18 protein-coding genes are annotated in these 20,147 nt (G+C 43.9%); 2 read left to right on the top strand and 16 right to left on the bottom strand.

Features of this window, described 5'->3' with window-relative positions; all coding sequences use genetic code 11:
* Positions 1 to 345: 345 nt before the first annotated feature.
* Positions 346 to 1,383, bottom strand: a complete 1,038-nt coding sequence (locus tag AM506_RS10160; protein WP_082386311.1) for a DUF2515 family protein — start codon at positions 1,381 to 1,383, stop codon at positions 346 to 348.
* 115 nt (positions 1,384 to 1,498) lie between these two features.
* On the opposite strand from AM506_RS10160, the gene recU reads away from it, so the two are divergent.
* Together recU and AM506_RS10150 are read left to right on the top strand one after the other, a co-directional pair.
* A complete protein-coding gene (recU, locus tag AM506_RS10155; RefSeq protein WP_060672373.1) occupies positions 1,499 to 2,107 on the top strand; it encodes a Holliday junction resolvase RecU in 609 nt (202 codons plus the stop codon).
* 104 nt (positions 2,108 to 2,211) lie between these two features.
* Positions 2,212 to 4,944, top strand: a complete 2,733-nt coding sequence (locus AM506_RS10150; protein WP_060672372.1) for a transglycosylase domain-containing protein — start codon at positions 2,212 to 2,214, stop codon at positions 4,942 to 4,944.
* Between the two features lie 32 nt (positions 4,945 to 4,976).
* On the opposite strand, the gene AM506_RS10145 is transcribed toward AM506_RS10150, so the two are convergent.
* The 15 genes from AM506_RS10145 to bshA form a co-directional block, all read right to left on the bottom strand.
* Complete coding sequence (locus AM506_RS10145; protein WP_060672371.1) at positions 4,977 to 5,492, bottom strand: YpoC family protein; 516 nt, start codon at positions 5,490 to 5,492, stop codon at positions 4,977 to 4,979.
* Entirely contained in the window at positions 5,489 to 6,145 is a 657-nt protein-coding gene (nth, locus tag AM506_RS10140) for an endonuclease III (protein ID WP_060672370.1), read from the bottom strand. The genes AM506_RS10145 and nth overlap by 4 nt, the downstream gene beginning before the upstream one ends.
* A gap of 88 nt (positions 6,146 to 6,233) precedes the next feature.
* Positions 6,234 to 6,944 (bottom strand): DnaD domain-containing protein, encoded by a 711-nt coding sequence (locus AM506_RS10135; RefSeq protein ID WP_060672369.1) that lies wholly within the window; start codon positions 6,942 to 6,944, stop codon positions 6,234 to 6,236.
* Between the two features lie 262 nt (positions 6,945 to 7,206).
* The gene (asnS, locus tag AM506_RS10130; protein WP_152968571.1) at positions 7,207 to 8,499 is read right to left on the bottom strand and encodes an asparagine--tRNA ligase; all 1,293 of its coding nucleotides are present in this window, start codon (positions 8,497 to 8,499) and stop codon (positions 7,207 to 7,209) included.
* Positions 8,500 to 8,642: 143 nt separating this feature from the next.
* Positions 8,643 to 9,833, bottom strand: a complete 1,191-nt coding sequence (locus AM506_RS10125; RefSeq protein ID WP_060672367.1) for a pyridoxal phosphate-dependent aminotransferase — start codon at positions 9,831 to 9,833, stop codon at positions 8,643 to 8,645.
* A gap of 18 nt (positions 9,834 to 9,851) precedes the next feature.
* Entirely contained in the window at positions 9,852 to 10,328 is a 477-nt protein-coding gene (locus AM506_RS10120; protein WP_060672366.1) for a cell wall elongation regulator TseB-like domain-containing protein, read from the bottom strand.
* 12 nt (positions 10,329 to 10,340) lie between these two features.
* A complete protein-coding gene (locus AM506_RS22075; RefSeq protein ID WP_079533122.1) occupies positions 10,341 to 10,511 on the bottom strand; it encodes a YpmA family protein in 171 nt (56 codons plus the stop codon).
* A gap of 131 nt (positions 10,512 to 10,642) precedes the next feature.
* Positions 10,643 to 11,479, bottom strand: a complete 837-nt coding sequence (locus AM506_RS10115; protein WP_060672365.1) for a hypothetical protein — start codon at positions 11,477 to 11,479, stop codon at positions 10,643 to 10,645.
* 76 nt (positions 11,480 to 11,555) lie between these two features.
* Positions 11,556 to 14,345 (bottom strand): ATP-dependent DNA helicase DinG, encoded by a 2,790-nt coding sequence (gene dinG, locus AM506_RS10110; RefSeq protein ID WP_060672364.1) that lies wholly within the window; start codon positions 14,343 to 14,345, stop codon positions 11,556 to 11,558.
* A gap of 108 nt (positions 14,346 to 14,453) precedes the next feature.
* Positions 14,454 to 14,837, bottom strand: a complete 384-nt coding sequence (gene panD, locus AM506_RS10105; RefSeq protein ID WP_060672363.1) for an aspartate 1-decarboxylase — start codon at positions 14,835 to 14,837, stop codon at positions 14,454 to 14,456.
* Complete coding sequence (gene panC, locus AM506_RS10100) at positions 14,830 to 15,699, bottom strand: pantoate--beta-alanine ligase (protein ID WP_060672362.1); 870 nt, start codon at positions 15,697 to 15,699, stop codon at positions 14,830 to 14,832. The genes panD and panC overlap by 8 nt, the downstream gene beginning before the upstream one ends.
* Positions 15,696 to 16,535 (bottom strand): 3-methyl-2-oxobutanoate hydroxymethyltransferase, encoded by an 840-nt coding sequence (gene panB / locus AM506_RS10095; protein WP_060672361.1) that lies wholly within the window; start codon positions 16,533 to 16,535, stop codon positions 15,696 to 15,698. The genes panC and panB overlap by 4 nt, the downstream gene beginning before the upstream one ends.
* 275 nt (positions 16,536 to 16,810) lie before the next feature.
* Positions 16,811 to 17,794: a biotin--[acetyl-CoA-carboxylase] ligase gene (locus tag AM506_RS10090; RefSeq protein WP_060672360.1), complete on the bottom strand. Its 984-nt coding sequence runs from the start codon at positions 17,792 to 17,794 to the stop codon at positions 16,811 to 16,813.
* Complete coding sequence (locus tag AM506_RS10085; RefSeq protein ID WP_060672449.1) at positions 17,779 to 18,972, bottom strand: CCA tRNA nucleotidyltransferase; 1,194 nt, start codon at positions 18,970 to 18,972, stop codon at positions 17,779 to 17,781. The genes AM506_RS10090 and AM506_RS10085 overlap by 16 nt, the downstream gene beginning before the upstream one ends.
* 47 nt (positions 18,973 to 19,019) lie before the next feature.
* Positions 19,020 to 20,144 carry an N-acetyl-alpha-D-glucosaminyl L-malate synthase BshA gene (gene bshA, locus AM506_RS10080; RefSeq protein WP_060672359.1) on the bottom strand — a complete coding sequence of 375 codons (1,125 nt, stop codon included), beginning with the start codon at positions 20,142 to 20,144 and terminating at the stop codon, positions 19,020 to 19,022.
* Positions 20,145 to 20,147 lie beyond the last annotated feature (3 nt).

Below are 20,147 nucleotides of genomic sequence, written 5' to 3'. Positions count from 1 at the left end.
GGCAACCCCAAACTAGAAGGTGAAAACAGACCTTCGACATAAGAAAGCGGAGGCGGCTTGATCAGACCCGACAAGCATAAGGCGAACCATCCGGAAAGGCGCCCTTTGCCTTTTTGGATGGTTTGACTTATGACCTCGAGGGTCTAGCCGCCGGAGCTGGACTACTAAGAAAGCGGAGGGGCTTTGCTCAGAGGCGACAAGCATAAGGCGAGAACACCGGAAAGGCGCCCTTTGCCTTTTTGGTGTTCTTGACTTATGACCTCGAGCCTCTAAGCCCCGGAGCTGGACTACTAAAAAAGCGGATGGGCTTTGCCCGGACCAATTCAAAAAGAAGATGCGGACATATCAAGATGTCCGCATCTTCTTTTTCTTTCGCCATGGCCATATCCTCTTGAAAGCCCTTTTTGCGACTGCCAGTTTTTTTAGCTGCCGTTGCTTATGGAAATACCACTTGGTCATGATCACCTCTTCCGGGAGACCTTGTCTTTTATACCATGTTTCCTCGATTGTTTTGTCCACGGACCAATCCGTGTGATGACCCCAATTATGTGATATTTCTCCGTATGCCTTTTTTAGAACAGGTGTATTCGTATCAGGTGCTCCATGGCAATATCGTTCATAATCCGTCCTTGAACCTGTATGCTCTACTTTCGATGCAAACTCAAGAAAAATACAATGGTAATCAGGATGGAATAATAGCTCAAATAAGATATTTCCCAACTTGATTCTATTATCAACTTTTCTGAAACCATGTACACTTGCTCCGTAAAGATCTCCATATAATGTCGGGAAGAGTACGGAACTGAAGTGCAGGTGATCTTCAATAAAGAAGAGCGACGTGCCAAACACCTTTTTCTTATAAATCCCATGTTCGATGACCGGTCCCTGTATGAGGTTCTGTTCATTTATGATGAGTGACTGCACCAATCTCCTTTCATCCCTCTCCTCCCAGAACCGATTCCATTCTTCTTCCATAAAATGCGAGATGTGAAAGTCTTTAAGGAAATGAAACATTTTCTTCTTATATAACGTCGAATAATGATAGAGAAGGAGTTGAGGAAAAGCATCCTGAAAGATGCTCCAATTCGCTCTTTCATAAGTCTTAAATAGAAGGTCGCATGTCTTACGGCTCAAAAGGCCCGGGAAGATCTCCCCCTTCAAATCGGTCATATTCCACCCTGCATTCCTTGATACCATAGCGGCCAGGAAAGACCATTTGATCTCGGGATGAAGGAGAAAAAATGCTTGATAAGCTTTGGTGCGCGATATATTATCCTCATTGTATTCATCCACCAGTTGATTTACACATTTAATCCAATCATTTCTACGTTTAAGTTCAGGTATATAGGGTAAAAAGCGATAAGTATTGCTGAATTTATTCATCCTTTTTATCCCTCCTTCCCATCTAGTCCTAGAGTGAGGAGATTTGTAAACAATTATTCACACAAAATGGAGTGGTTTCTGTTATGATATAGATTAGTCTGCGAGGTGAATTACCATGAAATTCCATTACCCCAATGGAAAGAAATATGTGGAAGCGACATTACCCTCAAAAAAGCCCAAGGCAAAACCGAAACAAATATCATATAGCAACAGGGGGATGACACTGGAAGAAGATATCAATGAAACGAATCAATATTACTTGACGTTTCAAAAAGCGGTGATTCATAAAAAACCCACCCCGGTTCAAATTGTGGATGTTCACTATCCTTCAAGGAGTGCCGCTGTCATAAAGGAAGCGTACTTTAAGCAGCCGTCAACGACAGACTATAACGGGGTCTACAAAGGAAGATACATTGACTTTGAAGCGAAGGAAACGAAAAATAAGACTTCATTCCCCCTTCAAAATTTTCATGAACACCAGATTCTTCATATGGAAAATGTCCATAAGCAGGAAGGCATCACATTCGTACTTATAAGATTCTCCGTCTCAGAAGAAGTCTTCCTTCTCCCCTATGAAGCACTGCGTGTATACTGGGATCGCATGGCAGGAGGCGGAAGAAAATCAATCAAGCGGGAGGAAATGGAAGAGAAAGGGTTTTCCATTCCATTGGGACTCCATCCAAGGGTCGATTATTTAAAAATAGTCCATCAGTTATATTTTTAGTTTAAGGAAAATGAGTTAATCTATATTTCATCTCATTATGAGTAGTATATTTTTAATCTTAGACAATACTAAAAACAGAGAAGACCTGAAAGTGAGGAAACAATATGGCTGGTCAATATAAGTCAAGGGAAGAAAAACGCCTGGCCCAACAGAAGTCTAAATCCCCTAAGGGCAAGAAGAAAGGCTCTATGGTTAAGCGCGTCATTATATCATTATTTATTATCGGGATCATCGGGATGCTCGCAGGTGCAGGGTTATTTGCCTATTACGCATCTAGCGCACCAAAGCTCGACGAAAAATTGCTGAAGGATCCGATCGCATCTGAAATTTATGATATGAACGGAGATCTGATCACGACTGTGGGAAAAGAAAAACGGGAGTATGCAAACTTCGACGACATCCCTCAGGTCATGCAGGACGCTGTCATTGCAACGGAGGATAACCGATTCTATAAACATAACGGGATCGATCTGATCCGTTTAGGCGGGGCAGTCATTGCCAATGTAACCGGAGGATTCGGTTCAGAAGGTGCTTCTACGATCACACAGCAGGTCATCAAGGGCTCTTTTTTAAGTCCTGAGAAAACCTTAAAGAGAAAAGCTCAGGAAGCATGGCTTGCTTTGAAACTTGAGCAGGAATATACAAAAGAAGAAATCTTTGAAATGTACTTCAATAAGGTATATATGTCTGACGGGATCAATGGTATGGCGACAGCTGCTGATCATTATTACGGGAAAGACATCAAGGATATCAAGCTGAACGAAGCAGCTATGATTGCAGGACTTCCTCAAAGTCCAAACAATTATAACCCTCTTAAGCATCCTGAAAGTGCTGAAAAAAGACGTAATATCGTTCTGTCATTAATGGCTCAGCACGGTAAGATTACTGAAAAAGAAAAGAAAGCTGCTCAAGCCGTCCCAATTACAGAAGGACTGGTATCGGCTGAAGATGTGGAAAAGAAAAATGGAGATAAGTATCCTGCATTTGTGGATGCGGTGATAGATGAAGTTCAGAAAATGGGAGATTACAATTTATTCTCTGATGGCTTAAAAGTCTATACTACTGTCGACCCTGATGCACAACAACGTTTGGAAGAAATCCTGGCGGGTGAAAATACGAGTTTCAGCTATCCGGAGAATGCGGATGAGCCGATGCAGGCCGGCGTAACCCTTATGGATACGAAAACCGGTGAAATCAGAGCCATTGGTGGAGGAAGAGAACAAGATCCCGAGGTCAAGCGTGGCTTTAACTATGCCATCGACTCAAAGCGTCAGCCGGGATCGACCATCAAGCCATTACTTGATTACGCTCCTGCCATCGAACATCTAAAATGGTCAACTTACCATATTTTAAAAGATGAGCCATATGAATATTCAAACGGAACGGAAATCAACAATTACGACGGTCAATTCAAAGGACCGATCACCATCCGTGAAGGATTGTGGGATTCCAGGAATATCACAGCTTTAAAAGCCTTCCAGGCAGTTGGTGCCGAGAAAGCGGCCGATTTCGTCAACGGACTCGGACTGAAGTTCGATCATTACTATGAATCTGCCTCCATTGGAGGGGTTTCACCTGGTGTAAACTCCGTACAAATGGCCGGGGCGTATGCTGCATTCGGTAATGAAGGTGTTTATAATAAGCCCCACACTGTAACGAAAGTCGTCCTGCGTGACGGTGAAACAGAAATTAAGAATGAAAACAAGCCAGAACCGGCCATGAAGGAATACACGGCTTATATGGTTTCCGATATGCTGAAAAGCGTCATCGATCACCCTCAAGGTACGGGTAAATTCGCTAAAGTGCCCGGGTTGCCGATGGCAGGTAAATCCGGTACGACCAACTATTCTCAAGACGAACGTGAAAAATACGGCATCGCTAAATCTGGTGCTCCAGATTCATGGTTCGTGGGATACACAACAAATTACACGGCAGCGGTCTGGACCGGCTATAAGACTCAATCCATCCCGCTTTCTCCTACTGATCGACATGTCGCTCAGTATATCGTAAGTGATTTGATGAGCTATGTTCACGATGGTGTCGATACAGCTGACTTTAAAAAGCCTGACAGCGTAGTGGAATCAAAAGTGGAAATGGGAAGCGATCCTGCGAGACTGCCAAGCGAATATACGCCTGATGACAGAATCATCACAGAGCTGTTCGTTAAGGGAACGGAACCTTCCAAGGTTTCCAAGGAATTCGATAAAATCGATGCTCCTTCCAAACTGAAAGGTAAGTTTAATAAGAAGGATAAAACCATCACCCTTGCATGGGATTACGGTAAAAAGAAAGACGTACAGTTTGAGGTTTCCGTATCCATCAATGGTGAAGCGAAACAAGTCTTGACGACTACAGACAAAAAAGGATTAAATGTCGAAAACATTCAATCCGAAGGAACCTTTACCTTTGAAGTTGTAGCCATTTCAGGTGATCAACGAAGTAACCCTGCATCCGTAAACGTAGAAGTAAAAGCGGATAAAAAGGATGAAGAAAAACCTGATGGAGATAACGAAGGTAATAATGGAAATGGTCAAGGAAACGGGAATGACCAAGGAAATGGTAATGAAAATGGAAATGGTAACGGTAACGACCAAGGAAACGGAAATGATGATAACTCCGGTAACGATGGCGGTACTACAGGTGACGAAGATGGCACCACTCCTCCTCCTGAAGGAGACGGGACAGGTGACGGTGGAACAGACGGTGGCGGTGACGCTGGAACCGGTGATGGCGGAACGACCGGAGATGGCACTGGGGGAACTGGAACCGGAGATGGTAGCGGGGCTGGCACTGGTACACCTGCTACTCAATCAGAACCTAGAAGAAATCAAGAATAAAAATAAGGCAACGGGAGACTCCTCTCGTTGCCTTATTTATTTCTGATTGATTTAAGCGCCTGATGCTTGGCATATTGTTTATATAGTTCTTCAAAAAGCTGAGACAGCTGAATGAATGAATGATAGAGTGCCGGATTATTTCTGATGAAGATTAAACGTTCAATGACATTAACAGGCTTTAAGGTAAAGTGTTCAATTGATGACTGCCAATTATCCAAATTAACCGGCTGCTTATTGCTCCAATACAAAAGCACATAAAACCTGCCGATACTTTTTCTCATCCACTCTAATAGGCCTTTTGAGCGGCTTTTGAATAGCCCTTTAAGATGGTCCTCTTCTTTTTCCCACTCCATGATGATATCTTTCACCCATTCCCCTTGAACCAGCCAAGGCAGGGAATCTGGACTCATCTCATTGTAATAAAGGATCTCATATGCAAAAACAGGATCACAAGGATCGATGTTGGACTCCTCTATCTTCACTCTATCCTCGGAAAAGAAAAAAGGATCTCTCAATTCTCTAGGGACATTGAATAAGGTACCACTCATATGCTGCCCTTTTTCTTCAATCTTTTTTGACCTTCCCTGCACAGGTCTACCAAGGGACAGACCTCGCATTGGGGAGATTGCGCTTTACAGTGATACCTCCCGAAAAAGATCAACCGGTGATGAGTTTCCGACCACTCTTCTCTCGGAATTTTTTTCATTAACGTTTTTTCCACTTCCAATACGCTGTCTTTCCACCTGCAGATCCCCAATCTTTTACTGACCCGTTCAACATGGGTGTCGACAGCGAGGGCCGGTTCTCCAAAGGCAACGGAAACCACGACGTTCGCCGTCTTCCTGCCCACCCCGGGAAGCTCCACTAACTCTTCATGGCTATTCGGTACTTCTCCCCCGTGCTCAGTAAGAAGGATTTCACACAATTTGCGGATATTTTTAGCTTTATTTCGATACAGACCGATTGAGCGTATATCTTGTTGAAGCTCTTCTAACGTGACCTCCAGATAGTCCTCAGGTCTTTTATATTTTTCAAATAAACTTTTTGTCACTTTATTCACAAGGACATCCGTACACTGTGCCGATAGAAGAACTGCTATGACGAGTTCGAAAGGATTGTCATGACGTAGTTCGCAATGTGCATCGGGGAACATCTTTCTCATTTCATCGAGACAAATATGTATTTGTTTTTTATTTAACATATATCCTGCTACCTCCAACCCAAGGAATGGTTTGTATCAAAAAAAGAGACCAACCCTAAAAATTTGAGAGTCAGTCCCTTTCATTGTTTTATTGCTCAAGCCAATTATAGAATGGTACTGATTTTCGTTTAGGAGAAGAAGCTGATTCATTCGAAGCAGCCGGTTTTTGGTGGGACCTGAAGCGCTGGCTTTGACTTCGTGCATCTTCAATGGTTTTCACACCACTCTTCTTCCATTCAAAAAGAATCCGATCGATGTATCTGAAGTTCAGTTTCCCTGAAATGACCGCTTCCCTCAATGCTGCTTTAATGATGATGGCATTGTGATCATCCTGATCAAGCCACATGGCCAGGGTTTCACATTCTAATGGAGACAGAGGACGACCGAATTCCTGTTCGAATGTCGTATAGATATCCGCTTCTTCTTCCATCGATTGCTGCATTTGTTTCATTTTCGAATCATGGATGACAAATTCTGCCATTTTTTCCCATAGTGGATTGAGAGAATACTTCTCAAACAGGATTCCTTCTGCTGATGAACCTTCTTCAATCGATAAAAATCGTTGTTGAATGAGCTTTCGTAATAGGGATGAGCAAAATTCACTGGAAATACTCATGGGCTTGGAAAGCTCTTCCGGTGTCGGAAAATGGTTTCCCTTTTCCAAATGACCGTAAATATGCAATACCAGGACAAACTCTGATTCATTTAAACCCAGTGTATGGTAATTTGATAATAATAATTGCGGGATGTTCAGTGTCCCCTCTTCGATCCAGGACACCATTAATTGTTTATAATCCATATTCAGTACACCTCACTCATTAGTATATCACGATTCAATATATGTGGACATGGTTATGGATTAGAAGAAAGTTGGAAAATGAGCGGTTCTTTCCGTAAACTTTGTTGCTTTAAAGAAGAGAGCAATGGTTGATTTCTGCGTAAGGTGCCCACTTTCCGCCGGGCGTGAGTTGAGCCTCCTGGGTAATTTTACTATTATGAGTGAAAAGAAAAGAACCGGCAAGGATTGAGTTTGCAATCCTGCCAGCTCTTGGCTGTTTTTATTAAGGATACAGACGGTTTAGTAGGCGTGGGAATGGGATGGTTTCCCTTACGTGTTCTACTCCGCTGATCCAGGCTACTGTTCTTTCAAGCCCAAGACCGAAGCCGGAATGAGGAACAGATCCATATTCTCTTAATTCCAGGTACCACTTGTATGCGTCTGAAGCCAGTTCATGCTCTTCGATGCGCGCTTTCATCAGCTCTGCATCATGGATACGTTCTGAACCACCGATGATCTCTCCATACCCTTCTGGAGCAATTAAGTCTGCACATAATACCACATCATCACGATCTGGATCCGGCTGCATATAAAACGGTTTTAGTGAAGTCGGATAATGGGTGATGAACACAGGCTTATCGTAACTTTCAGCAATGGCTGTTTCGTGTGGGGCACCGAAGTCATCTCCCCACTCGATATCATCAAAGCCTTTTTCATGCAATAATTTCAGGGCATCGTCATACGTGATGCGCGGGAACGGAGCTTTGATCTGCTCAAGTTTAGACAGGTCTCTTCCCAGGCGGTCCAATTCAAGCTTGCAGTTATCCAGTACGGATTGAACGATATAAGACACATATTGCTCCTGTACTTCCAGATTATCCTTGAAATCATAAAATGCCATTTCAGGCTCAATCATCCAGAACTCGATCAGATGACGACGGGTCTTTGACTTCTCCGCCCTGAATGTAGGACCGAAAGAGAATACTTTTCCTAATGCCATGGCTGCAGCTTCCATGTAAAGCTGACCGCTTTGGGAAAGGTATGCGTCTTCTTCAAAATATTTAGTAGCAAATAATTCAGTCGTTCCTTCCGGTGCGCTTCCCGTTAGGATCGGTGGATCCACCTTAACGAATCCTTCTTGATTGAAGAATTCATATGTAGCACGGATGATTTCGTTCCGCACTTTCATCACGGCATGCTGTTTACGGGAACGTAACCAAAGGTGACGATGGTCCATCAGGAATTCAGTTCCATGCTCCTTCGGTGTGATTGGATAATCCACGGCTTCATGGATCACTTCCACGCTTTTCACTTGCAGTTCGTATCCAAACGGTGAACGGGAATCTTCAGAAACCGTTCCTGTTACATATAGAGACGTTTCTTGAGTCAATGATTTTGCTTTTTGAAAGACTTCTTCTTCCACTTCACTTTTAACGACAACACCTTGAATGAATCCAGTACCATCACGAAGCTGTAGAAAGGCAATTTTTCCACTTGAACGTTTGTTGGCAAGCCATGCCCCGATGGTTACTTCTTCACCAACGAACTTACTTACTTGAGATATAGTAGTTTTCACGATTTTTTCCCTCCAAAAAAACTAAGACGCTTATGTATCGTTATTTATTATACATTTACCATTATCCCGTCGCAATAGATAGAGCAAAACGAGATGATTTTAAGGAAAAAGCAGACCGGCATACGGTCTGCGGGTCCCCTGTATTATTTGCTCTTATTGACCACGAATTTGTGCATGCGCTCGATTGCTTCTTCAAGAGCATCAAGACTTGTGGCATACGAAAGACGGATATTGTTGTCTGACCCGAAACCTGAACCCGGGATGACGGCTACCTTCGCCTCTTCCAGCAGTGCTTTCGTGAACTCATCTACGTTGTTGTAGCCAGTTTTCTCAGCAGCTTCCGACACATTCGGGAATAGATAGAACGCACCTTGGGGCTTCAAACAATGGAACCCTGGAATAGCGTTTAATTTATCAAACACAATGTTTAGGCGACCTTCGAATGCCTCTCTCATATCCTCTACAGGCTGTTGATCTCCAAGATACGCTGCAACGGTCCCGTATTGTGAGGTCGTAGTAGGGTTGGAGGTTGAGTGGCTTGCAAGATTGGTCATAGCTTTGATGACCGATTCGTCTCCTGCCGCATACCCGATTCTCCAACCTGTCATGGAATGGGATTTGGAGACCCCATTGATCACGATGGTTTGGTCTTTCAATTCCGGGGACAATTCTGCGATGGAAGTATGGGTGTTCCCACCATAAACCAGCTTCTCGTAAATTTCATCCGACACGATCATGATACCCTTTTCCAAGCAAACTTCCCCGATAGCCCGAAGCTCTTCACGGGAATACAGCATACCTGTAGGGTTGCTTGGTGTGTTGAGAATGACTGCCTTCGTTTTCAAAGTGACTGACTCTTCCAGCTGCTGTGGAGTGATTTTGTACTCATTCTCTTCTTTTCCTTCAACAATAACAGGAGTTCCACCGGCGAGCTTCACCTGTTCAGGATAGCTGACCCAGTAAGGGGTAGGGATGATGACTTCATCCCCTTCATTTAATAGTACTTGAAATAATGTATATAGAGCATGCTTGGCACCACTTGTCACGATGATCTCAGATGGTTTGTATGTCAGGTGCTGATCGGTTTCAAACTTATGGATGATTGCTTCCTTCAGTTTGGCCATCCCCCCGGAAGGAGTATATTTCGTATGCCCTTCCGTCATGGATTCATAGGCTGCCTTGATGATGTGTTCGGGTGTATTAAAATCGGGTTCTCCGGCACCCAAACCGATGACATCGATTCCCTTTGACTTCATTTCCTTCGCTTTAGCCGTGATCGCTAACGTCGTGGATGGAGTTAGTGCACTGACTCTATCAGCTAATGTGAATTTCATTTGGCGTGTTCCCCCTGATCATAAATTTTCAATTTTTCTCCACCATTCCCCTGAAGAAAACAGCAGATAATAATAATTTAAATTGTCTTGCTGATCTAAGTAGGTCATTTCCCATACCGGACCGACAGATTCATACCCTAAACGGACCGATAATAATTCTTTCGGTTCCTTTTCATCATTTAGTTTATTGATCGCTTGATCTTTTGTAATGCCATTGGCCCATTTTTTATCAATAATTTTCCCTTTCTTATTGGGAACCCATGCGACCAGCTTTTCCCTCTGTTCATTTTCACCCGTTACCACTACATAGGATTTAGAACCATTATAGAAGCTCGTGTCCTCCACTTTCACGATGGCTGTCTCGTCTTTTACCCGCTTCAGGGCAAGGTCTCTCTGATGATCGAGAGGATTCCGGGAAACCTGATACAACAGGACGGAGGCCGATATTCCAATGACGATGAACAATAGTACGATGATGGTTATCCATTTTTTCATTACAATCACTCTTTATGTACGATAAATTGTTAATACTGCTTGATTCTGATCTTCCGGATCTAATGCTAAACCAAACATATAATCATCTTTTTTTAACGTTCTATTCAACGTATCAACCACTTTATATAAGTTATCCGTATATTCGATACGAACGGTGGAAAGAACTTCAATTCGACTTTCCATGTTGCTCCTCCTTTTAACTACTACCCTAATTCGAGTAAAAAACTCTACACATATTATAACAACATAAGGGGCCACCTTGGTAGGGGAATATCATAAAAACACCAATGAATTCACACATGGAAGCTGAACTGTCAGCCTCCCTCCTTGAATACTCCATCTTCCTGATCAAACGTGAGCACCTCGTAGTTTCTCTTGTTAAATTTCACTGCTATCAGCCCGTGTTGACCCGTTAAGTAAAGATCGATCCAAGCTTCGTTGATGGCTTCAAGCATTTCACTATTCAGGAGCCTTTCTTTGGAACGATAAAGAATGGCTGTTTGAGGGTCAACATGCTTAAGAAGCTTGTGAGACATGCCTTCTGTTTTGGCATGGACAGGCAGTTTAACGATGTTGACATTTTCCAGTGGTTTCCTGAGTAATATTCCTTCAGCATGAGAGGATTGAGAACTCAGCCAGAGAAAGCGATGCTGAAAAAAGGTAATGGAAAAGTCCAATCCTTCTCTCTTTTCATTTCCTTCGTGCACAGCCCTCATGGTTAATTCATCAGAGAATGGAAAGGTCTGGTCCTCTTGTATGGTATGAATGAATTGTGAGACTTCTTTCGGCATAAACGGTTCGAGGGATTTCCCCGCCACGATTTCTTCAATGCCGAACTTTTTCACCAGTTCAGCAATCATTCTTCCATCAACTTCACTCTTCTCAGTGATGATCAATCCCTTGATGTCGTCTATATGAATTTGATTGAAATAATAATAAAGTTGCCTGCGGTCCTTGTATGATCCCGTATTGATCAAATAATGATTTCCGGATGCCAGGTGAAGGACAGCGACCTCCCCATTTTGAACAGGGAGGAAACTAATCGCATACTCCTCTTGGGATACGTTTAAATCCACCTTGGGGACTTTCATTCCATAGGCATCTGACATCATCAGGAGAAAAGACAGCATAACCAGTAAAATCACTCTCATTTACAATCCTCCAGTTTCACATCTACCCTTTAGATTGTGTTAATGGAGAGATTTTATCACTGAAATTTAAACGGATTCAGAGCCAATCTTCAATCCAGGAAACCAGATCATATAAATCTCCTTCTTTGACTTCCATTGAAGGAATCGATTGCAGGAATGCTTTACCGTACCGTGTTGTCTTGATTCTCCGATCATACACAATCACGATTCCCCGATCGCTGCTTCTTCTGATCAACCTTCCTACCCCTTGCTTGAAACGGATGATGGCTTCAGGTAGAGAGTGTGAAGAAAACGGGTTCTTCCCCTGGGCTTTCAGGATATCCGATTTCGCCTGATTAACCGGCTCATCCGGCGGGGAAAACGGAAGTCTCACCATGGCAAGGCAGGACAGGTCCTCTCCCGGAATGTCCACCCCTTCCCAGAAACTGCTCGTCCCAAATAATATCGCCTTATCGAAGCGTTGGAAGTTCTTGGTCAACCGGGTACGGCTCCCTGATGTGATGCCCTGCGCCATCAACACATATTCTTCCAATAAGCCACTTTCTTTCATGAGCTCATATGTTTTCCTCAGCATATCGTAAGACGTGAATAATATGAGCATCCGACCTTTTGTCGCCTGGGCGACCCCTATCAAATGGGAGCTGATGGCTTCTATATACTCCTCGCTTTGAACCTGTTGAATTTCAGGTACATCCGTCGGAACGAAAAGCCTTGAGACCTCATGATAGTCGAAGGGTGAAGTTAACTGCAACTTTTTCACATTATCTGTAAGTCCGATTTCATTCAGGAAATAATGAAATGATCCGCTGACGGTCAACGTGGCAGATGTCAACACCACACTTTTCTTCTTGGCGAAAATCTCACTCTGGAGATTCCCGTCGACTGTGATTGGCTGAGCCTGGATAATCAGGCTGTTCGGCAGTGACCTTGTGTCTCCATCAAGCCAGAGAACATGGTTGTTCATGTCTTTAAGAAAGACGGTTTGAAAGTTTGTTCTCACTTCGGTCAAATCCACCAGGAAGCTATAGAATTCTTCAATGAGTGCTTTTTCCTTATCAAGGAGTTTGATTTTCTTTTCCTTGATGGTATCCAGCACCTGCTGAAACTCCCTTTCAATATGCTTCATTCCTGAAATCACACGCTCCATTGACATGATGACAGGCTGCCAATAACTGCTGTTTTTCATGTCATCGGTAATGCGCAGCTGGATCTTCTGAATCCCCGGTCTCTTTTTCGCCTTTTTATAGAATACACTTGTCAATACGGAAAAGGCTTCTTCCAGATCCATATAAAATTGACCGATGATTTTATCCAACTCAAAGGGATGGGTAATCAACTCCACTGAGTGATTCGAAAGAAGTTGATCCAGCCGGTAAAACAGCTGTTTGTGATCCAGCATCCCTAATTGTGATGTACTGAATTTAATGGAGAGATAATCCATGATTACCCCCAGATGCTGTCGTGCTGACTTTTCCAGATGATGGGCCTCGTCGATCACTAAATAATCGTAGGGAGGAAGCATGCTGCTCTCCCTCACCATATCGGTTAAAAGCATCGAATGGTTTGTGATGATGATATCTGCTTCCTGGGCATTCTTTCTTGCAGCAAGATAGAAATCCTTTCCGATCCATGGATCTTTTGAATGGGTGAGATGCCAGCCGTCATGTTTTAATCGATTCCAAAACAACTGCCCCCCGGAAGTGAGGTTCAATTCATCCATATCCCCGGTCTCTGTACTTGTCAGCCATACAAGAATCTGCATCTTTGTCAGGACCACATCGTACTGGGACTCATCTTCCCTGAGGGACTGCTCGAATTTAAACAGATTGATGTAATGATTCTTCCCCTTCAAGAGGACCGTCCTGAATGGGGTTGGACTGATTTTCTCCAGTAATTTAATTTCTTTATGGAGCAGTTGCTCTTGTAATTGAATGGTATATGTACTGATGACCACTTTTTCGCGAGTACGTTTGGCAAACAGAACGGCCGGCCATAAATAACCCAGTGACTTTCCAACACCGGTACCAGCTTCGATGACCACATGCTGTGATTCATCAAATGCATGTCCTATTTCTTTCATCATTTCCATTTGCTGCTCTCTTTTTTCGTAGAAAGGAACATGTTGCGCCAGGTGTCCTTCTATATCGGATATATTAAGATCAATCTCTTCATCGGTTGTCAGAAGCTGCTTTCTCTTACGAAGGGCTAGACCCCGGTATACTTCTACTTCTTCTGAGAGATCCTCTACATGTTTCTGTTTCTTTGTCACGATGCTGTCAAATAACAAATCAAGATCACTTTTCAAGTGGTTCGAGAGTTTATGAAGTTTTTCAAGGGTGACCAACGGCAGCTTTGAAAGTTCTTCGATAAAATAAAGAAGGATTTCAGCTGTCACATACGCATCACTGTCCGCTTGATGGGGCCTGACATGGCTCAAATTCAATGAATTGGAAAGCTCCGTCAATTTAAAGCTGTCCGCCGACGGCAAAGCCACCTTTGCAAGTTCCACTGTATCAAAGGCAGGTCCATTAAATGGGTTATACCCTGCTTCTTCCAGTTCTGCCTGAAGAAATGAAAGATCAAATTGGACGTTGTGGGCCACAAAGATACCATGATCCAATAATTCGAGGATTTTCGGTGCAATTTCATGAAAGGACGGAGCGTCCTTCACCATATCATCGTTGATCCCCGTTAACTCCTCTATAAAAGCAGGAATTGGTTTTCCGGGAGATACAAAGGACGTAAATTGATCGATGATTTTACCGCCCTCTATTATAACCGCTGATAGTTGAATGATTTTTTCTCCCTTTTTCGGGGAATTTCCTGTTGTTTCCAAGTCGATGACAACCAGTTTAAATGGGTACATGTTATTCACTGCCTTTATATAGATCCTACTCTTATGATTTTCTAAATAAGTGTACCATAAACAAAAAAGCAAGTCTCCTATTCCTAAATTAGAAGACTTGCCCATTTTTTATAGTATTGTCGCTTCCGGTTCTGTTCCGATCATATCGATCACCCTGTTATTTTCCCCCATGATCGCAACTTTCGGGAGATGGTCATGAACCATTTCCTCAGCAACCAGCTTATACGATATGATGATGACGATATCCCCTTTTTGTACGAGTCTTGCAGCCGCACCGTTCAGACAGATGACGCCGCTCCCTCTTTCACCCGGTATGATATAGGTTTCCAGGCGTGCGCCGTTATTGTTGTTGACAATCTGCACCTTTTCATTAGCCATCATTCCGACAGCATCCAGAATATCCTGATCGATGGTAATGCTCCCGACATAGTCAAGGTTTGCTTCGGTTACAGTCGCTCTATGAATTTTTCCACTCATCATCGTTCTAAACATGGTAATCCTCCTCCGGTTGTACTCTGATGATTATATTATCTATTAATCTGGCCTGTTGAAATTGCACGGCTATAGCTATGATGATGTCACCTTCCAGCCGCTTCATTTCCTCAAGCTCCGGGTATGAATACACTTCAACGTAATCAATGGTACCAGAAGTGTTTTCCTGAATGATTTTATACATTTCCCCCGTAATGACAGACGGAGTTCTCTCTCCGTCTTCAATACGGTTAGCCGCTTCTTTCAAACTTCTATAAAGGATAGGGGCAACTTGTCTTTCCTCTTGAGACAGATAGACATTTCTCGAGCTCTTGGCCAGTCCGTCCTCTTCCCGGACGGTCGGGACACGGATGATTTCAACAGGAAAGAAATAATCGCTCACCATACCTTCCACCACTGCAACCTGTTGTGCATCCTTCTGGCCAAAGTAGGCCCTGGTAGGCTGCACAAGATGAAACAATTTCGCAAGGACGGTCACGACTCCATCAAAGTGACCTTCCCGCTTCCGGCCACACAGTACATCTACACGCTCTTTCACCCTCATAGTCACTGACTGACTCCCCCTGTACATGTCAGCCGCTTCAGGAATGAAAAGGATGTCCACCCCTGACATCCTTGCTAACTCCGTATCTCTCTCCACATCACGGGGATAGCGGTCAAAATCTTCATTCGGCCCGAACTGCAGGGGGTTTACGAAAATACTCATCACGACGATTTCATTGTGGTTTCTTGCTTCTTTCGCCAGGGTCAAATGGCCCTCATGAAGAAATCCCATTGTAGGAACGAATCCGATCGTTTTCCCTTTTTTCTTCAAAGATTCTATACTCTGTCTCAAATCACTTATCTTTGTTATAACGTTCATTTCTTCATCCCGCCATAGAGAGAATGAAGTTCCTCATCCCGCATAGTAAAGGAAAATTCATCTGTCGGAAAGCTCTGATCCTTTACTTCACCAATATAACTCTTTAGGCTGCCATGCATGACGTCGGATGCATTCCCATATGGTTTGACAAACTTAGGCACGCGGTTCACACCATAAGTCACAAGGTCATGGAATACTAATACCTGACCGTCGGTGTTGACTCCGGCACCGATCCCGATCGTTGGAATCGTTAAGGCCTCTGATATCTCCTTTGCGATTTGCTTAGGTACACATTCCAGTACCAGGGCGAAGGCACCTGCCTCTTCACATTTGATACTATCTTCGATCAATTTCTTTGCTGTGTCTGCTGTCTTCCCCTGAACTTTATACCCTCCAAGTATCCCGACGGATTGAGGAGTCAATCCCAAATGGGCCACCACGGGAATTCCCGCACCTGTAAGGTCCCTTATTCGATCGATGACGTGGGCACCTCCCTCGACCTTTACGGCATGGGCCCCTCCCTGTTGAAGGATGTCCGCAGCTGTTTTAAGGGTTTCTTCCCTTGATAAGTGATACGACATAAACGGCATATCCGTCACGATAAACGTGTTCGGCGCCCCTCTTTTTACGGCCTTCGTATGATGAATCATATCGAATACCGTCACAGGTACCGTGGAGTCATATCCTAACACGACCATCCCCAGGCTGTCCCCTACCAAAATGACATCGATTCCCGCTTCCTCTGCTACTTTCGCACTTGGATAGTCATAAGCTGTAACCATGGCAATCTTTTCTTTTTCATTCTTCATCTTAAGAAAATCTGTTGTTTGTTTCATGTGATCCTCCTTCTTTTCAGTCAGAGGTGACGAAACGAAATGAAAGCACTTTCATATTGAAAACAAAAAAACCTCCTGAAAAAAATGACAGAAGGATCATAAGTGTTTTATATCATTGTTTCGACCCTCTGTCCCAGTCCACAATGGATCAAGGCAGAAATAGTATTGAAAATTGAATGTACGTTCTTTCGAGGTGCAGTTCCTAGGATACTGCCCAATTGGATTATACCATAAAAGAACGGGATGGCTACACAGATTTCCATCCCGCTACTCGTTCATACATTTACTTCAATATCGGCAGAGTAGATCTGATGGATCGTCCCTCCTGAGTCTTCGATCTTCAGAACTCCTTCATCCGTGATTCCGAGTGCCCTGCCTTCAATGGTTCCATTGATGGTCCTTGCCCGGATCTTCTTCCCGATACTGATGGCATAGCTTTCCCATAAAAGCTTGATCGGTGTGAATCCTTCTTTCATGTAGAGTGAATACAACGCCTCGATCCGTTCAAGTAATCTTTGGACAATGACAGATCTTGATAATGAACTTCCTTCCTCGATGGCTAGCGACGTTGCAATCTTCTGAATCTCATCGGGGAAGTGGTCTTTCGTCTGGTTGACATTCATCCCGATCCCGATGATGATGGAATTGATTTTATCCGATTCAGCCTGAAGTTCCGTCAGGATGCCCGTCACCTTTTTCCCATCAATGAGTATATCGTTTGGCCATTTAATCTCTGGATGGAGGCCTGTAACCTCCTCGATCGCCTGAACCACGGCCACGGCTGCAATGAGTGTAAATTGAGGGGCCTTTTGAGGCGGCAGATGCGGCTTTAAGATTAAGCTCATCCAAATACCCGTACCTTTTGAAGAATGCCACTCCCTCATCAATCTGCCCCTTCCGGCAGTCTGTTCGTCAGCAATGACCAACGTACCTTCTTCCGCTCCATCACTTGCAAGGGTATGAGCGATCCGCTGGGTGCTTGGAACAGATTCTTCATAATGGATCACGGATCCTAACGTATTGGTTTGCAGGCCTAAACGTATTTTACTTTCTGTGACACTGTCAGGAGTCTCAATGATCCGGTATCCTTTTTTTCTTACCGCTTCCAATACAAAACCTTCTTTACGAAGCTCTTCGATATGCTTCCAGATCGCAGTTCGGGAACAACCCGCAATATCAGCAAGGGCTTGTCCTGATAAAAATTCCTGATCCGATTCGAATAACGCTTGAAGGACTTTTTTTCTTATAGTCGATTGCATGTTGCGAGCCACCTCCTTATCTCTTCTTTATCATTTGGGATACTTTCATTAATGATAGCTGATTCAATTTCAAGCAATCGTTCTTTCACCCATGGACCACCCTTTTGGCCGGACCATGCCATTAAGTCCGTACCTGTTACATCGAGTTCCTGCCTGGACGAGATTGCGAGCTTCCGATATTGCTCCATTACTCTTTCCACCGAAACGGCTGATGACGGTTCCAGGCAGCCGTATACCTTCTCGACATTAAGTGCAGCTTCTAGCCCGGCATGATATAGCAAAGTCTTTGTCCATCCAGATTTACGTTCCTTTAAAATTTCAAGCTCTTTGGATCGGCTCCTGATCATTTTGACAGGAAGTCTCCACCCTTTCAGAAAGCCCTGCACATCTGCCTCCCCTATATATGTCAATAAGAGAAGCCAGGCTTGATCGTTATTTAATATGTCCAAACCAGGGAGGTCTGCCAACGCTTTGAGCTCTGCGCCGTATCCACTTAGAAAAGGAAGCTCCTTATACAAATTGGTGTCCACAAGGAGGTTCAGCCCTTCCTGTTTCCATTGGCCAGCCAGTATTTTCTCGAATTCCATTGTTTTTCGTTCGACTGCTATATGCTCGAGCAGCCGCGAGTGCTCCCTAAGGCTTGTTAATGTAGAGGGTTCGAGACTGAAGCCGAGCTGACTGACAAACCGGACTGCCCTCATCATGCGCAAGGCATCTTCAGTAAACCTCATTTCCGGTGAGCCTACGGTCCGTATCAACCGATTATGTATATCTTCTTTACCATGATAAGGATCAATGATCAAGCCATCCCCGTTCATGGCCATGCTGTTCATGGTGAAATCCCGGCGCTTCAAGTCCCCGTCTAGTGAACGGATAAATTCCACCTTATCAGGTCTTCTATAATCCGTATAGGCAGACTCGGTTCTGAACGTGGTGATTTCATATTCTCTGCCCCCTTCCAAAACGAGGACCGTTCCATGTTCAATACCGATATCAATTGTTCTATGGAATACCACTTTTACCTCTTCCGGATAGGCAGAAGTGGCGATATCTACGTCATTGATCGTTCTGCCAAGTAAGTGATCCCGGACAGATCCTCCAACGAAATAGGCTTCGAACCCTGCCTTTTCAAGCTTTTTTAATACGGGAACAGCTTGTTGGAATATGGTCGGTAACATTCTTAACACCTGCTTTTCTTGAATCGTCTTCACAGATCCCTGGCTGTTCACAAAAGATTCTTATAGATTCGTTCATACTGTTCGACTATTTTGCTCGAGTGAAATTTCGTCCGTGCCGTATGGAGGGCATTCTTCGATAGTTCCATATGGAGCTCCTCGTCCTTCAGCAATTGCAATGCCTTTCCGGCAACTTGTTTGACGTTTCCGATTTCACAAATAAAGCCGTTGTATCCATCCTCGATCACTTCAGGGATACCGCCAACATTCGTTCCGATGCTTGGAACACCACAAGCCATCGCCTCGAGTGCGACTAAGCCGAAGCTCTCTTTTTCTGAAAGTAATAGTTTGATATCGCTGATCGAATAAAGTTCTTCCAGATTATCCTGTTTCCCAAGGAATAAAACCCGGTCTTCTAATCCAAGCTCCTTTACCTGCTTGCATATGAGTGTCATTTCAGGTCCGTCCCCTACTAGGAGAAGCTTGGATGGAATTTCCTTCTGGATGAGATGGAAGGAAGCGACTACATCGGTCACCCTTTTCACACCACGGAAGTTTGATACATGGATGATGACTTTTTCATGATCCTTAATTCCATATTCGCTTCTCAGATGGCTGGAATCCACTTCCCGGTATACCCTCTCATCAATGAAATTATAAACTGTTTGAATCTCTTTATCAGGCTGGATCAAATCATGGGTTTGTTTTACTAAAGCAGAAGAAACCGCGGTCACGACATCCGACTTTTCAATGCCGAAGCGGATGGCCCCTGTCAGAGATGGATCGTACCCAAGAACCGTAATATCCGTGCCGTGTAATGTGGTGACGATCTTTACGTCTTTTCCGGACATTTGTTTCCCCAATATGGCACAGACAGCATGGGGGATCGCGTAATGAACGTGGAGGATATCCAGGTTTTCCCGGTCAGTGATTTCCGCCATCTTATTCGCCAGCGCGAGATCATAAGGAGGATATTGAAACACTGAATATTGACTCACTTCCACTTGATGAAAATAAATATTGTGATACATCTTGTTCAATCTGAACGGGATGCTCGAAGTAATAAAATGTATTTCATGGCCCTTCTCAGCCAGTAATTTCCCGAGCTCCGTCGCTACTACCCCTGATCCTCCAACCGTCGGATAGCAGGTAATTCCTATCTTCAACTTCTTCATACA

It is taken from the genome of Rossellomorea vietnamensis, from assembly GCF_001305855.1.
In the GTDB taxonomy this organism is placed as follows: domain Bacteria; phylum Bacillota; class Bacilli; order Bacillales; family Bacillaceae_B; genus Rossellomorea; species Rossellomorea vietnamensis_A.
Note: the sequence above shows the minus strand (reverse complement) of the source record. Positions and strands in the feature narration are given on the sequence as shown.